General features: G+C 44.8%; 12 protein-coding genes. 6 read left to right on the top strand and 6 right to left on the bottom strand.

What is annotated here, in order from left to right; all coding sequences use genetic code 11:
- The first annotated feature begins 65 nt into the window (after nucleotides 1-65).
- Nucleotides 66-1472 carry a glutamate--ammonia ligase gene (glnA, locus tag L3J70_02030; protein MCF6235148.1) on the top strand — a complete coding sequence of 469 codons (1407 nt, stop codon included), beginning with the start codon at nucleotides 66-68 and terminating at the stop codon, nucleotides 1470-1472.
- A 68-nt stretch (nucleotides 1473-1540) separates the two neighbouring features.
- On the opposite strand, the gene L3J70_02025 is transcribed toward glnA, so the two are convergent.
- Nucleotides 1541-2293 (bottom strand): Nif3-like dinuclear metal center hexameric protein, encoded by a 753-nt coding sequence (locus tag L3J70_02025; protein ID MCF6235147.1) that lies wholly within the window; start codon nucleotides 2291-2293, stop codon nucleotides 1541-1543.
- 42 nt (nucleotides 2294-2335) lie between these two features.
- Between L3J70_02025 and L3J70_02020 the strand changes: the two genes are divergently transcribed.
- On the top strand, nucleotides 2336-3475 hold the full coding sequence (locus L3J70_02020; GenBank protein ID MCF6235146.1) for a trypsin-like peptidase domain-containing protein: 1140 nt from the start codon (nucleotides 2336-2338) through the stop codon (nucleotides 3473-3475).
- Nucleotides 3476-3490: 15 nt separating this feature from the next.
- Here the strand turns inward: L3J70_02020 and kdsA are convergent, their stop codons facing one another.
- The 4 genes from kdsA to accA all read right to left on the bottom strand — a co-directional run bounded on the left by kdsA (nucleotide 3491) and on the right by accA (nucleotide 8334).
- Nucleotides 3491-4327, bottom strand: a complete 837-nt coding sequence (gene kdsA, locus L3J70_02015) for a 3-deoxy-8-phosphooctulonate synthase (protein MCF6235145.1) — start codon at nucleotides 4325-4327, stop codon at nucleotides 3491-3493.
- A 6-nt stretch (nucleotides 4328-4333) separates the two neighbouring features.
- Entirely contained in the window at nucleotides 4334-5971 is a 1638-nt protein-coding gene (locus L3J70_02010; protein ID MCF6235144.1) for a CTP synthase, read from the bottom strand.
- Nucleotides 5972-6057: 86 nt separating this feature from the next.
- Nucleotides 6058-7383, bottom strand: a complete 1326-nt coding sequence (gene tilS, locus L3J70_02005; GenBank protein MCF6235143.1) for a tRNA lysidine(34) synthetase TilS — start codon at nucleotides 7381-7383, stop codon at nucleotides 6058-6060.
- The gene (gene accA, locus L3J70_02000) at nucleotides 7384-8334 is read right to left on the bottom strand and encodes an acetyl-CoA carboxylase carboxyl transferase subunit alpha (protein MCF6235142.1); all 951 of its coding nucleotides are present in this window, start codon (nucleotides 8332-8334) and stop codon (nucleotides 7384-7386) included.
- A 166-nt stretch (nucleotides 8335-8500) separates the two neighbouring features.
- Between accA and L3J70_01995 the strand changes: the two genes are divergently transcribed.
- Nucleotides 8501-9472 (top strand): MoxR family ATPase, encoded by a 972-nt coding sequence (locus tag L3J70_01995; protein MCF6235141.1) that lies wholly within the window; start codon nucleotides 8501-8503, stop codon nucleotides 9470-9472.
- On the opposite strand, the gene glgB is transcribed toward L3J70_01995, so the two are convergent.
- Nucleotides 9469-11649, bottom strand: coding sequence for a 1,4-alpha-glucan branching protein GlgB (gene glgB / locus L3J70_01990; protein ID MCF6235140.1), 2181 nt, complete (start codon nucleotides 11647-11649; stop codon nucleotides 9469-9471). The two genes, L3J70_01995 and glgB, sit on opposite strands and share 4 nt — an antisense overlap.
- A gap of 241 nt (nucleotides 11650-11890) precedes the next feature.
- Here glgB and glgC point away from each other — a divergent pair, with 241 nt between their 5' ends.
- The 3 genes from glgC to malQ are packed head-to-tail and all read left to right on the top strand — an operon-like array spanning nucleotide 11891 to nucleotide 16374.
- Complete coding sequence (gene glgC, locus L3J70_01985; protein MCF6235139.1) at nucleotides 11891-13156, top strand: glucose-1-phosphate adenylyltransferase; 1266 nt, start codon at nucleotides 11891-11893, stop codon at nucleotides 13154-13156.
- Nucleotides 13146-14864: a glycoside hydrolase family 57 protein gene (locus tag L3J70_01980; protein ID MCF6235138.1), complete on the top strand. Its 1719-nt coding sequence runs from the start codon at nucleotides 13146-13148 to the stop codon at nucleotides 14862-14864. The genes glgC and L3J70_01980 overlap by 11 nt, the downstream gene beginning before the upstream one ends.
- 1 nt (nucleotide 14865) lies before the next feature.
- Nucleotides 14866-16374, top strand: a complete 1509-nt coding sequence (malQ, locus tag L3J70_01975) for a 4-alpha-glucanotransferase (GenBank protein ID MCF6235137.1) — start codon at nucleotides 14866-14868, stop codon at nucleotides 16372-16374.
- Nucleotides 16375-16387: the final 13 nt, after the last annotated feature.

The raw sequence follows: 16387 nt of genomic DNA, 5'->3' as shown, positions 1-16387 counted from the left end.
CTACTCTAGAATAAAACAATATTTTTTACTTAAACTCTAAAAAAACATTCGTTTGGAGAATGCAAATGTCAGATTCAGTATTAAAGATCATTAAAGAACAAAGTGTTAAATTTGTCGATTTTCGCTTTACCGACACTCTAGGTAAAGAGCAACACATCTCTTTTCCTGCTCACACAATTGAAGAAGATGACTTCAAAGATGGTCGCATGTTTGATGGCTCTTCCATCTCTGGCTGGAAAGGTATTAACGAATCTGACATGGTCATGATGCCTGATGCGAGCACAGCCATTTTAGACCCTTTTTCTGACGAAACCACTTTGATTTTGCGCTGCGATATCCTTGAGCCTAATACGATGCAAGGTTACGAACGTGATCCACGCTCTGTTGCCAAACGTGCTGAAGCTTATTTGAAGTCTACCGGCATCGCTGACACCGCTTTTTTTGGCCCTGAGCCCGAATTCTTCATCCTTGATGACGTTCGCTGGGGTGCTGATATGAGCGGCACTTTCGTAAAGATTGATTCAGAAGAAGCGAGCTGGAACTCTGAAAAAGTATTCGAAGGCGGCAATATGGGGCATCGCCCCGGTGTTAAAGGTGGTTACTTTCCAGTCCCTCCTGTTGATAGCCTTCACGACATGCGTTCTGCCATGTGCCTGGCTATGGAAGAGATGGGTGTTGAAGTTGAAGTACACCATCATGAAGTTGCTACAGCAGGTCAATGTGAAATTGGCACTAAATTCAACACACTGACCAAGCGTGCTGACCAGAACCAAATTCTAAAATATGTTGTTCAAAATGTTGCCCACGCTTATGGCAAAACAGCGACATTTATGCCTAAACCAATCGTGGGTGACAACGGCTCAGGTATGCACGTACATATGTCTTTGGCAAAAGATGGAAACAACCTGTTTGCGGGTGACTTGTACGGTGGTCTGTCTGAAACAGCGCTCCACTATATCGGCGGCATCATCAAGCATGCTCGCGCACTGAATGCACTGACCAACGCCTCAACCAACTCATACAAACGTTTGGTTCCTGGCTTTGAAGCTCCGGTATTACTGGCTTACTCTGCCCGTAATCGCTCGGCATCTATCCGCATTCCTTTTGTTGCAAACCCACGCGGCCGTCGCGTTGAAGTTCGCTTTCCTGATCCAACAGCCAATCCATACTTAGCATTCTCTGCACTGATGCTAGCCGGCCTGGATGGAGTTCAAAACAAGATTCACCCAGGTGAAGCTTCAGACAAAGACCTGTACGACCTGCCGCCTGAAGAGTTGAAAGGTATTCCAACAGTATGTCACTCATTGGATCAAGCTTTAGAAGCTCTCGATGCAGATCGTGGTTTCCTGACTGCTGGCGGCGTATTCACTGACGATATGCTTGATGGCTATATCGCTCTGAAAATGGAAGAAGTCACACGCCTGCGTATGACAACTCATCCTGCTGAGTTTGATATGTACTACAGTCTGTAAGTTTATTAAGCTCACAAAAAAGCCACTCATTGATTGAGTGGCTTTTTTTATGGCTTAAATAGAAAAACTCACACTGGATTGTCAATATCAATAAAAGTATGCTCAATGCCATACTTATTCGCTAAATGCTCCCCTAAAACTTTGACACCATAACGCTCTGTCGCATGATGACCCGCAGCAAAGTAATGCACGCCACACTCTTTCGCCATATGCGTTGTATGCTCTGAAATTTCCCCGCTGACATAAGCATCCACACCCAATGCAATCGCCTCTTCAAAATAGGATTGCGCCCCACCGCTGCACCATGCGATACGATGAATTGGCCGATTATTCCCCATAATATGCAATGGCTGACGATCCAATACTTTTGCCAAATGATCCGCAAACACCACTCCTGATAACGGTTTTTGTAACGTGCCATACATGCCAAGTTTGTTGCTTGAAGCAAACCGACCTTCAACACTTGACCCAAACATATTCCCCAACTGAGCATTATTTCCATAAACGGGATGCGCATCTAATGGCAAATGGTAAGCCAACAAATTTATATTGTTTTTTAACAAACACTCTAAGCGGCGCTTTTTCATACCCGTCACACATGGGTTTTCACCTTTCCAAAAGTAGCCGTGATGCACCAAAACAGTATCAGCGCCGTGTTTGATTGCAGCCTCTAATAATTCCATACTTGCCGTCACACCTGAGACTAATTTTGATACCTGCCTTCCCCCTTCCACTTGCAAGCCATTCGGCGCATAATCATGGAAATTTTCAACATCAAGCAATGTATCAACATAGGAAATTAACTCGTTTAATTGCACCATTTCAGTCGTTCGCCCCATGTTCAATTTATAAAAAAACTCATTATGCCCTCTAAGAAAACATTTTTTTTCATTTTTCAAGCCATAGTGATCGGGCTTGCTGTCGCGCTTTTTATTATATTATTTATTCAGTTCAAAACCACACTGCAACCCACAGCACCAAAACCAAGCTATAGTAATGCGCCAACCTCTTATGCGGATGCTGTTTCAATCGCAACACCTGCCGTTGTTAATATTTATACAAAAAAAGTTGTCGTGCAGCGATTACCTCGCTTATTGGAAGACCCATTTATAAAACGATTTTTTGGTGATCGCCTTAGTATCGTGCCTCGAAAACGTCTTGAATCCAGCCTTGGTTCAGGCGTTATTATCAGCAAGCATGGTTATATTTTAACAAATCACCATGTGATTGCAGGAGCCAGTGAAATTCAGGTAGCACTACTCGATGGCCGCATAGCACAGGCCAGCATAGTCGGCACTGATCCTGATACTGATATTGCTGTGCTACATATCAAACTGCCTGAGCTGCCCAGCATCACAATCAGCCGTGCAGAGCACTTGCGTGTGGGTGATGTCGTTCTCGCCATTGGCAACCCTTTTGGAATTGGTCAAACGGTCACACAAGGCATTATCAGTGCCACAGGGCGCAATCGCTTGGGCATTAGCATTTACGAAAACTTCATCCAGACAGATGCCGCGATTAACCCGGGGAACTCAGGGGGCGCACTGATCAATCCTGATGGTGAACTGATTGGTATCAATACCGCTATTTTTAGTAAATCGGGTGGATCACAAGGAATTGGATTTGCCATCCCTATGAGCATCGCTAATAAAGTGATGGCACAAATTATTCAATATGGACAAGCACTGCGTGGCTGGATCGGTATTGAGCTGCAAACGCTCACGCCTGAGCTTGCCTCATCATTTAATGCACCCAATACAGAAGGTGTTATTGTGACAGGTATTTTTCGAAATGGCCCCGCACATAAGGCAGGGTTGCGTCCAAGTGATATTATCACTCATATTCAAAGCCGAAAGGTGACCGACCCAGTCAGTGCGATCCTCATGATTTCGGAAGTCCATCCCACAGATAAACTCACGCTTCAAGTCATACGTAAAAATCAGAAGATCAAACTAGAGATGATGGCAAGCATTCGCCCCAAACGTTTAAACAAACAAAATTGAGCGGTCTCTATTCTCTTACTTGATATTTTCTTCCGCAAAGCCAGCTTCTTTTACCGTTAAATCAATCTGTTTCAATACAGCCAGCAACGGTCTCATTTCGGCCAGCGGCCAAGAATTTGGGCCATCACTCAATGCTTTTTCAGGGTCAGGATGTGTCTCCATAAAAATACCTGAAACACCACTGGCAATAGCCGCTCTGGCCAACACCGGAACAAACTCGCGCTGCCCCCCAGAGCTGCCGCCTTGCCCGCCGGGCTGTTGTACAGAGTGCGTTGCATCAAACACTACGGGGCAACCTGTTTTACGCATCTCTGCTAAGCCGCGCATATCAGAAATCAGTGTGTTGTAGCCAAAAGAGACTCCACGCTCACAAACCATGATCTGTTCATTTCCTGTCTGTCTGGCTTTATCGACCACATTGATCATGTCCCACGGCGCTAAAAACTGGCCTTTTTTGATATTGACTGGTAAGTTTTGTTCAGCCACACTCTGAATAAAATTTGTTTGTCTGCATAAAAATGCAGGCGTTTGTAGAACATCAACAACATCAGAAACTTCGCTTAACGGCGTATCTTCATGTACATCGGTCAAAACCGGCACACCGACTTGTGACTTTACTTTTTCAAGAATACGCAAACCCTCTTCAAGCCCAGGGCCACGATAACTGCTGCTGGACGTTCTGTTCGCTTTATCAAATGATGCTTTGAATATATAGGGTATGCCCAGTTCATCCGTCAACATTTTCATCTGCTCTGCAATATCCAGAACAAGCTTTTCACTTTCTATTACACAAGGGCCAGCAATCAAAAAAAAGGGATGCTCTAGACCCGCGTTAAAACCACATAATTTCATATTGCTTCAGCCCTTTTTATTTTGTTCACTGTGAACACGCGCTGCATTAATAAAACCATCAAACAGCGGATGCCCATCACGAGGTGTCGAGGTAAATTCAGGGTGAAATTGACAGGCCACAAACCAAGGGTGAGACGGAATTTCCACGACTTCAATTAACTGCTCATCCATTGAGGTTCCACTGACCGACAAACCACTCTCTTCAAGTGTTTTCAAAAAATTATTATTGTACTCATAACGATGACGATGACGCTCAACAATCACCTCTTTACCATACAACTGATGTATTTTTGAGTTCGGCACCAAACGACACTCCTGCGCTCCTAATCGCATTGTTCCGCCTAAGTCATCCGCTTCACTGCATTGTTGAGTCAAACCCTCAGAGGTGGTCCACTCTGTAATTAACGCAATCACCGGATAGGGTGTATCCACATCAAACTCCGTACTGTGTGCCTCTTTCAAACCGGCAACATTACGTGCATATTCAATCACAGCCACCTGCATACCTAAACAGATCCCCAAGTAAGGCACATTGTTACGCCGCGCATAACCCACTGTTGCAATTTTACCTTCAACACCGCGTTCACCAAAGCCACCAGGAACAAGAATCGCGTCCATATTTTTCAGGCAAGCGGTTCCGTTATCCTCAATCGTTTCACAATCAATACAGTGAACTTTTACCTGGGTTCGTGTGTGAAATCCGGCATGAATCAATGCTTCTGTTAATGATTTATAAGCATCCGCCAGCTCAACATATTTACCCACCAGTGCGATATTAACTTTACCGTCAACATGATCACGATTATCCAGCACTTGCTGCCACTCAGAAAGATCAGCATCGGGAACATCCAGGCGTAATTTATCAACAACAATCTGATCTAAACCTTGCTCATGAAGCAGAAGTGGAATGCGATAAATACAATCCGTATCCACAGCAGAAATCACGGCTCGTTTTTCTACATTGGTAAACAGGGCTATTTTGCGACGTTCATCATCTGGCAGTGTTTCATTCAGACGGCAAAGCAAAACATCAGGCTGGATACCGATTGAGCGCAACTCTTTCACGGAATGCTGCGTCGGCTTGGTTTTAATTTCTCCTGCAGCTGCAAGGTAGGGAACCAAAGTCAAATGCATAAAAACACAGCGATCATGCCCCAGCTCAATACCCATCTGACGAATGGTTTCAAGAAATGGCAAAGATTCGATATCACCCACAGTTCCACCAATTTCGACCATGGCGATATCAGCGTCACCCGCACCTTCATAAATAGAGCGCTTGATCTCATCGGTGATATGCGGTATCACCTGTACAGTCGCACCATTATAGTCACCACGACGCTCTTTTTTGATCACACTTTCGTAAATTTGACCGGTGGTAAAGTTATTCGATCGCGTCATCGTCGCTCTTAAAAAACGCTCATAATGACCCAAGTCCAGATCAGTTTCCGCACCATCCTCTGTCACAAAGACTTCACCGTGCTGAAAAGGGCTCATCGTACCTGGATCAACATTAATGTAAGGATCCAGCTTTATCATCGTGACCTTCAAGCCGCGTGACTCCAGAATAGCGCCCAGTGAAGCGGCTGCGATTCCTTTACCTAGCGAAGAGACCACACCACCCGTGATAAAAATAAATTTTGTCATTTTATTGAGTTATCAAGTTATTGCTACGATTGCATGAAATTGGAAACAAGAGTAGACCGTGATTTTCTGCTCTTTACGTTAAAATTTCAATGATTGATTTTTTGGAATTGCCACCCTTCGATACTTTTCTTCACGCTGAAAGGCTCACAAATACAGGCCCCCACCACCACAGCCAACTGATCCCCCACATAAAGAAGAGGAACACGATCACGCAACCACGGGAGAATATTTTTTTCTTGAAGCAGTTTCTTGAGTGATTTGCTGTAATCTGACCCAGCAGGCCGACAAGATTCACCCCCCTGACGAAAGCGTACTATAACCTCTGTAACACTACAATCAAGCCCTTTTCCTTTGACCTTTTCAGCTGTCAAGTAACCGCTATTTTCTGGTAAATTCAACAGTCTGTTCAAGTTCCATGGAATTTCTAATGCGCGATTAAATATACTCAAAGGCGACATTGCATACAAATCCCCCTGATAGCGCCTCACTTCCCCGCCCCGCCAATGGACACAAGGCATCGCATCGGGCGCAGCATTGATGACATCGTGCAAAATATGTTCAATATGAACACTCGCGGGCATCGGTAGTTTGAGTTGTTTAATCCAGTAACGTAACAAAAGACGCTGACGAGCCACATCCAGCTGTTTTATAAAATTGACTGACAAAGTATTCGGTTGGCTGCCTACGGCAGCGCTAAAATCTTGTTCAGCTAAAACATCCAGTAATTGTGATGATTCAGCCTGATGCCTGGCACTTCGTGCAATCACTTTTGATGCAGAAGGCCAACGTGATTGAAGCAACGGCATCACTTTATGACGTAAATAATTACGATCAAAATTGGTTTCTGCATTACTCGGGTCATCAATCCAACGCAGCTGATGATGCTCAGCATATTCGTGCAATTGTTGCCTGGAAAATGACAGTAAAGGTCGTACTAATTGCCCATGAAAAAAGTCAGTTTGAGCAGGCATTGCAGCTAAACCTTGTGTGCCTGCGCCTCTGAGTAACTGCAACAATAACGTTTCTGCTTGATCATCCTGATGATGAGCTGTTAACAAAAAATCCCCCTGCTCAATATATTGAGCAATGGATTGATAGCGCGCATCACGTGCCGCCGCCTCTGGGCTTTCACCTTTTTCAGGGCGAGCATCAACAACTAATTGCTGACAACTTATTTGCAGCGCTTCACACACACTTTGACAATGCAACGCCCAATTTTTTGCCTCTGTGCATAATGAGTGGTTCACATGCACCGCATATAATTCAGTGCCAATGAGATCATTTTTAAGCCCTGCCATAGCATGAAGCAAAACATGGGAATCCAAACCGCCACTGAAGGCAACCCAGTAGCGACGTACCGAAGAAGATTGAGGTAATAAAGCCAATAACTTCTGAGAAGAGAACCCTGACATTTACTCTTTGAATTGACCGTAGCCCATCAAACGCTTGTAACGTTCATCAAGCAACTCTTCTGAACTTTTAGCGTTCAACCCTTCAAGCTTTCCAAGCAACGCTGTTTTAAGGTTTTGGGCGACCACATCAAAGTTACGGTAGGCACTGCCTAAAGGCTCATCAATAATTTGATCAACAAAGCCTAGCTCTTTCAAGCGGTCGGCTGTAAGCCCCATTGCTTCAGCTGCATCCGACGCCTTCTCTGCACTTTTCCACAAAATCGTGGCACATCCCTCAGGGGAAATCACTGAATAGGTGCTGTATTGCAGCATTAGCAAGCAATCCCCCACCCCAATGGCCAACGCACCACCCGAGCCACCTTCACCAATCACGGTACAGATAATTGGCGTATCCAGTTCTGCCATCATTTTCAGATTTGTTGCAATCGCCTCACTTTGGCCACGCTCTTCTGCTCCCACTCCAGGGTAAGCACCTGGCGTATCAATAAAGGTTAATAAAGGCAGATTAAAGCGCTCAGCCATCTCCATCAGTCGTTTTGCTTTGCGATACCCTTCTGGACGCGGCATTCCAAAATTACGCTGAATTTTTTCTTTAGTATCCCGCCCTTTTTGATGACCAATAACCATCACGGGTTGCCCCTCCAAGCGCGCAATGCCACCGACAATCGCCTCATCATCTGCATAAGCACGATCACCATGCAGCTCTTCAAAATCAGTAAATATTCGCTCAATGTAATCCAGCGTATAAGGCCGTTGTGGGTGGCGTGCCAACTGAGCCACCTGCCAAATAGAGAGGGAAGAAAATATTGACTCAGTTAATGAGTTACTCTTCTCTTCAAGACGAGAAATCTCATCACCTATGTTAAGCTCGTTGTCCCCCGTCAGGTGACGTAACTCTTCAATTTGAGCTTCAAGATCCGCAATCGGACGTTCAAAATCCAGAAAATTCATCAATAACTGCCCAGTACAAAAAAACAATATAATAATGCGTATAAAGATAACATAAAATCAGAGAGTTTTCGGCTACAATCAACCCTGAGTAAAAACCCACATTGCAGCAAAACACAGAAAAATGTAACGTAACCACTTCATCAATTAATTAATTGCTTATTTTAAAATGTCAGAACAACATACCTTTAAACAGTTAAAAAACCATATTACCGAGCAAATCATAGGGCAAGAGCAGCTCGTCACCCGGCTGCTTATTGCACTTTTAGCCGATGGCCATCTACTCGTTGAAGGCGCGCCTGGCTTAGCCAAAACAAAAGCAATAAAAACATTGGCGACGGGAATTGAAGGCCAGTTTCACCGAGTTCAGTTTACACCTGATTTATTACCCGCCGACCTGACAGGAACTGATATTTATCGGCCGCAAGATGGATCATTCACGTTCCAAAAAGGCCCCCTTTTTCACAATTTGTTACTGGCCGATGAAATTAATCGTGCACCGGCAAAAGTACAATCAGCGTTACTGGAAGCGATGGGTGAAGGGCAAATTACCGTAGGTAGCACAACCTACCCATTACCTGACCTGTTTCTGGTCATGGCGACACAAAATCCAATTGAACAAGAGGGCACATACCCGCTTCCAGAAGCCCAGCTTGATCGATTTTTAATGCACGTTGTGATTGACTATCCAGATATTGATGCAGAAAAAATCATACTACAACTCGCTAGAAATGAAGCGCTTCAAAAACAATCTGACCACACATCTGAAACTGTCACTGAAGTTTCTCAGCACGCTATTTTTGCAGCACGTAAAGAAGTTTTGGAGTTGCATTTATCGCCAGCACTGGAAGAGTATATTTTACAGCTAATCATTGCCACACGCCATCCAGAACCTTATGGCAGTGACCTTCAGCAGTGGCACCGATTTGGTGCCAGCCCTCGCGCAACGATTGCACTGGACCGATGTGCTCGCGCCTATGCATGGTTACAAGGGCGTGATTACGTCTCCCCAGAAGATATCCAGACAATAGCGCATGATGTTTTACGCCACCGCCTCATTCTCTCTTTTGAAGCTGAAGCCGATGGCATTACAACAGATATTTTTATAGATGAGCTCTTGCAACGTGTTCCTGTACCTTAGGAACGCACTGGTCTGAGAACAACCCCAGACAGCGGTGGCAGTGTCAAAGAGAGTGAAAAAGATTGATTCATCCAGGCCGTTGGCTCAGCTTCAACAAGAGAGTTATTACCCATGTTGCTTCCGCCGTAATACTCGGAATCTGAATTAAACACCTCTTGATATTTGCAATTAAACGGTACACCGATACGATACCCTTCTCTGGGTACGGGGGTGAAGTTCAAAATAACAATAACAATATCATCCCCATCTCGACGCATATAGCTTAGAACAGATTGCTCTGAATCATTACAATCGACCCACTCAAACCCCTCTCCATCAAAATCATGGCGATGCAATGGCGGCATATCTTTGTACATTTTATTAAGATCTCCAACCATAGAGTGCACCCCCTTGTGCTTGGGATAATCCATCACATACCAATCCAGTGCTTTGGAATCATCCCACTCTTCACCCTGAGCAAATTCACACCCCATAAAGAGTAATTTTTTACCAGGATGGGTAAACATATAGGTGTATAAAAGACGTAGATTTGCAAATTTTTGCCATTCATCGCCCGGCATTTTGTAAAGCAGTGACTTTTTCATATGCACCACTTCATCATGCGAAAATGGCAGAACAAAGTTTTCGGTATAGGCATAAAGCTGGCTGAACGTGAGCATATTATGATGATAACTGCGATATACAGAATCCTGACTCATAAACTTCAGGGTGTCGTTCATCCACCCCATATTCCACTTCATACTGAAACCCAGCCCACCCAGCCAGGTTGGACGAGAGACCATGGGCCATGAAGTCGACTCTTCTGCAAAAATCATCGTGCCTGGGTGCTGGCTATGTGTCACCTCATTCAATTCACGTAAAAATTCGACGGCTTCCAGGTTTTCTCGTCCACCATGAATATTAGGTAACCACTCCCCTTCTTTGCGTGAATAATCGAGGTAGAGCATTGAGGCGACCGCATCAACACGCAAACCATCCAGATGCATCTCTTCCAACCAGAACAATGCACTTGAAATCAGAAAGTTTTTAACCTCATTACGTCCATAATTAAAGATCAGTGTGCCCCAGTCTGCATGCTCACCTAAACGTGGATCTTCATGTTCATACAGTGTGCTGCCATCAAATTTTGCCAAACCATGCGCATCTTTTGGAAAATGAGCGGGGACCCAGTCAAGGATGACACCAATCCCTTCTTGGTGACAGCAGTCCACAAAATAACGAAAATCGTCGGGCGAACCAAAACGACTGGTGGCAGCATAATAGCCTGTTGTTTGATACCCCCAGGATGCATCGTATGGATGCTCAGTAATGGGCAGCAGCTCAATATGAGTAAAACCCATGTCGACGACATAGCTCACCAGACGATCAGCAAAATCACGATAATTTAAAAAATGACCGTTTTCATCTTTTTGCCAAGAGCCCAAATGCACCTCGTAAATAGAGACTGGGCTATGCATCCAGTCATTATCTTTACGCGTTGCCATCCACTCGTTATCTTGCCAGGAGTAAACACTGTTAGAGGGTGTAATTGCCGCAGTCCCAGGGCGCAATTCAAAGCGTTGTGCATAAGGGTCCGTTTTCATATGAAGCGCGCCATGGCGATCACGCACCTCATATTTATAATGATGATCCGACTCAATACCGGGAATAAACAACTCCCATACACCACAGCCGCCACGAGCACGCATGGGATAGCGCCGCCCATCCCAATGATTAAAATCACCCACGACACTGATTCGGCTCGCATTAGGTGCCCAGGTGGAAAACAACATTCCCTCCACACCGTCTATAACATGGTGGTGCGCCCCTAGAAATCGATACGCATGCCAGTGTTTGCCTTCACTGAATAAATGTAGATCATAATCTGTCAAACAGGGTGGAAAGCAGTATGGATCCAGCATACTAAGCGTCTCTCCTTCACCATTCGTCCACGTCAGAACATAACGATCGGGAATGATGCCTGCGGCTCCACGCCACTCAAAAAGGTCAGAGTTATAAAGGCGTGTCATGGCAATTTTTTCATCGCCCACCAGTACCTTGCTGGCATTTGGAATAAAGGCGCGTACAACGTCACCATCATCAACAGAGTGTTTTCCCAAAACAGAAAAAGGATCGTGGTGGCGTGCTTCAATCAACACCTGGATGTCATGTGGAATCATACTGCGTCCTTCATTCATTTTTATCTGTTTCCTCTAAATCATTATGCCCCATAAGCAGGAACGTATTCGAAATAATTTTAAACAGGTATCGCCATAACTATAAAAAAACTATAAAGAAATTTTTGCTACAAACCGCTAAGTCGTCCATTGTTCAATTAAAAATAAAAATGAACATCCAGCAGTGTTATGAACAAATATAAGCGCTATAATAACAACGTATGATCTCAACAACACTCTAAATATAAGGGAGATTGACCTAATGGCCACAAACACCCCCGAACGTTATGTGAGTCGTCTAACACAGAACACTTTAGCTTTGATTTTAGCAGGTGGCCGTGGGTCACGTCTAAAACAACTCACAAAATGGCGCGCTAAACCCGCTGTTCCTTTTGGAGGCAACTTTCGCATTATTGATTTTCCGCTCTCCAATTGCATTAATTCAGGCATCCGCCGCATTGCAGTACTCACACAATACAAATCACATTCATTAATACGCCATATCCAGCAAGGCTGGAGTTTTCAACGACCTGAACTGGGCGAGTTTGTTGAACTTGTACCCGCACAACAGCGTGTTAAAGATGACTGGTATGAAGGAACAGCTGATGCCGTTTTCCAAAATCTGGATATTATCCGCAGCCTTAACCCTGAATATGTACTGGTTCTTGCGGGCGATCATATCTATAAGATGGACTACGGCCCCATGCTGGCAGCCCATCAAGAAAAACAGGCCGATATGACCGTAGGTTGTGTTGAAGTGCCTATTGAGCAGGCTAAAGCATTCGGTGTGATGTCCGTGAATGATGACAGCCGTATTGTCAAATTTAGCGAAAAGCCGGATCACCCCGACCCTTTATCCTATAAAAAAAGTCATGCTTTGGCTTCAATGGGAATTTATATTTTCAATACTAAATTTTTATTCGAACAACTGAGTAAAGATGCTCAGACTCAAGGCTCCAGCCATGATTTTGGCAAAGATATGATCCCTTCGGTCATCGAAAAGTATCGTACATACGCTTATGCCTATCGTGATAGTTCAGGTAATCAACCTTACTGGCGTGATGTGGGTACGATTGATTCATATTGGGAGGCCAATATGGAGCTCATTGGTATCACACCCGAATTAAACCTTTACGATAAAATATGGCCGATATGGACTCACCAACCTCAGCTGCCCCCTGCAAAATTTATTTTTGATGATGATGGTCGTCGTGGCATGGCCATTGATTCGATGATCTCTTCAGGCTGCCTTATTTCTGGTGCGGAGGTTCATCACTCCCTGCTTTTTTATAATGTAAGAATAAGCTCCTTCACCACACTGAATGACTGTGTCATCCTGCCTGATGTTACCATTGGTCGAAATTGCCGCTTAAACAAAGTTGTCATTGACAAAGGCTGTGATATTCCTGAAGGAACCGTGATAGGAGAAAACCTAGAAGACGATGCGAAACGCTTTCACGTATCTGAAGGTGGAGTTGTTCTTGTGATCCCTGAAATGTTGGAGACTAATATTTGCCATGTCCGATAAAAACCAATTGAAAGTTGTTCTGTGCTGGCATATGCACCAGCCTGAATACCGCGAACTCATGGATGGTATATACCAATTGCCGTGGACTTACCTGCATGCCATTAAAGATTATGTTGATATGGCATCCATTCTAGAAGAGACACCCAAAGCCAAGGCCGTCATTAACTTTGCACCGATACTACTGGAGCAAATTGAGGATTACGCCACTCAGGTCAAAAGCTTTCTTCATGGGAGCGGATCTATAAAAGACCCGTTACTTGCCGCTCTGGATATGCCAGCACTTCCCAATAAAAGTGAAGAACGATGGGTACTCATTGAGGCCTGCCTCAGAGCAAATGAAGAGCGCTTAATTAACCGTTTCCCACACTATCGACGTTTGGTCGATATGGCGAACTGGTACCATCAAAATGATGACCTTAAAATCTATATGGACGATCAGTTCCTGACGGATCTTCTGGTTTGGTATCATCTTGCCTGGATGGGTGAAACCGTTCGCAGAAAAAGTAAGTGCATACAGCAGCTCTGTGAAAAAGGCCAAAACTATACATTGAGTGACCGCCGCAAACTCCTGGGAGTTATCAGCGAGCAACTCTCAAGCATCATTGAGCGCTATCGTGTGCTCTCTGCAAAAAACCAGATTGAGCTCTCCATGACACCTTATGCACACCCAATCATGCCGCTCATGCAAGATTTACAGTGCACCAAAGATGCGATGCCTGACGCATCACTGCCCAAAGCACCTGTTTACCCTGGTGGACAAGAGCGATTGAAGTGGCACCTGGAAAAAGGAATTGATACTTTTCAACGATTTTTCGGAAAAACACCGCGAGGCTGCTGGCCTTCAGAAGGCGGAGTGAGTAGTGATACGTTGCACCTGCTTAATGAATACGGCTTTGACTGGGCCGCAACAGGAGAGTCCGTTTTTCATAACAGCCTGACGCATCATGGAATCTCTGACTCAGACACTCATGATGGACACGAACTTTATCACCCCTATCACATTAAAGGTACGGGCAATATCCGTTGTTTTTTTCGAGATGACGGACTCTCTGATCTCATTGGCTTCACCTACTCCAACTGGCATGCCGATGATGCGGTCGGTGATCTGATTCATCACCTGGAAAATATTAATGTCACCTGTCAATCTGCTCATGACAGCGTTGTCTCTATTATTCTTGATGGTGAAAATGCCTGGGAGCACTACCCAGATAATGGCTACCATTTTCTCAGCGCACTTTACAAGCGTTTGTCTGAACACCCAAACATAGAACTCACTACTTTTTCTGAATGCCTTGATGCAAAACCTAAAGCAGGAAAACTCTCAGGAATGGTTTCTGGAAGTTGGGTTTATGGCACATTTTCAACCTGGATCGGTGATACCGACAAAAATGCGGGCTGGGATCTGCTCATTGAAGCCAAGCATGCTTATGATGCCAAAGTCGCTGCCAACGAAATTGCAGATGAAAACCGTGAAGCCGTTGATAAACAGCTGGCCATCTGTGAAGGCTCAGACTGGTTCTGGTGGTTCGGTGATTATAATTCGCAAGATGCTGTCAGTGATTTTGAACGGCTCTTCCGAATGCATCTGGCGAACCTCTATCAAATGCTGAATTTAGAGCCACCCGAATCGTTATCAAAAATTATCAGCCACGGCGGCGGTGACCCACTGCACGGAGGCGCCATGCGCCCAGGAAAGGAGCAAAATTAACTTGCATGCCACTTCCACTAAAATAACCACTCACCACGACCCACTAGAAAAGCGTCGGGGTGGTATATTACTCCATATCACCTCTTTACCGAACCGCTGGGAAAATGGTGATCTGGGTTCAGAAGCTTACCACTTTATTGATTTTTTAGTGGACAGTGGTATGAGCATATGGCAAACATTGCCCTTAGGTCCAACACACAAAGATCACTCACCTTACAACTGTTTTTCCGCCCATGCAGGCAACACTCAACTGATTAGTCTTGATGCGCTCATTGATGCCGGCTGGCTCTCTTCCAACGAAGTCGAGCAACAACTAGCGAGTGATACCTCTGCAGAAGAACGTCGTCAACAACTTCTTAAAAAAGCCTTTCACTGTTTCCAGAAAAAGGCCGATGCAGCTTCTCATAGCATGCTGACTGACTTTATTAACGATGAAAAACACTGGCTGGTAGATTACGCACTCTTTTGGGTCATAAAACAAAAACATCACGGTCTTTCATGGATTGAGTGGCCCACACCACTACGTGACCGTAACCCAAATGCACTGCTTGAGCTGCGCCATGAGTTGCATGAAGAAATTGCTCAAACTCAATTTGAGCAATTTCTCTTTTTCAACCAATGGAAAAGCTTAAAGCACTATGCCAACAAAAAAGGGATTTTATTATTTGGCGATATCCCTATCTTTGTTTCACATGACAGTGCCGATGTATGGGTGCACCGAGAGTGCTTCCAACTAACCCCTGAAGGTCAACCTGATATTGTTGCAGGCGTACCTCCTGATTATTTTTCAGAAACAGGCCAGCGCTGGGGCAACCCGCATTACCGCTGGAGTTTTATGGAAAAAAGCGGGTTTTCCTGGTGGGTTGAGCGCATCGAAACCCAGCTTAAACTCTATGACATCATGCGTATTGATCACTTCAGGGGGTTCGAAGCATACTGGTCAATTCCAGCGAATGAAGAGACTGCGATCAATGGCCACTGGGTTAAAGCACCAGGGCAAGCACTTTTCAAAAAATTACAGGAGCATTTCGGAGCACTGCCTTTTATTGCGGAAGACCTTGGCATAATCACTGATGAAGTCGATGCTCTGCGAAAAGAGTTCAGGTTACCCGGGATGAAGATACTCCAGTTTGCTTTCGATAGCGATGCCAATAACCCTTACCTCCCACACAACCATGAAACCGACTCCGCAGTTTACAGTGGGACACATGACAACAACACAACCTGTGGGTGGTATAACGCGCTATCCTTTGATCAACAACAACATATTCAGGAATATTTAGGGTTTCCACAAGAAGTCATGCCCTGGCCTATTATTCGCTGTGCATTTGCATCCGTTGCAAAACTGGCAATCATTCCTATGCAGGATATATTAATGCTCAAAGAAGAGCACAGAATGAACACCCCCGGTACTTGTGAAGGAAACTGGCTCTGGCGTTTCAATTGGGAGCAGCTCGATAATAACACCCCCAAACATATCAAACAGATGGTAAAAAATTACAACCGATAATGCCAGTAAGGAA

This window comes from Gammaproteobacteria bacterium (genome assembly GCA_021648145.1).
Taxonomy (GTDB): Bacteria; Pseudomonadota; Gammaproteobacteria; order JAADGQ01; family JAADGQ01; genus S141-38.
The sequence above is the reverse complement of the archived record's forward strand: the minus strand, read 5'-3'. Positions and strand labels throughout refer to the sequence as shown.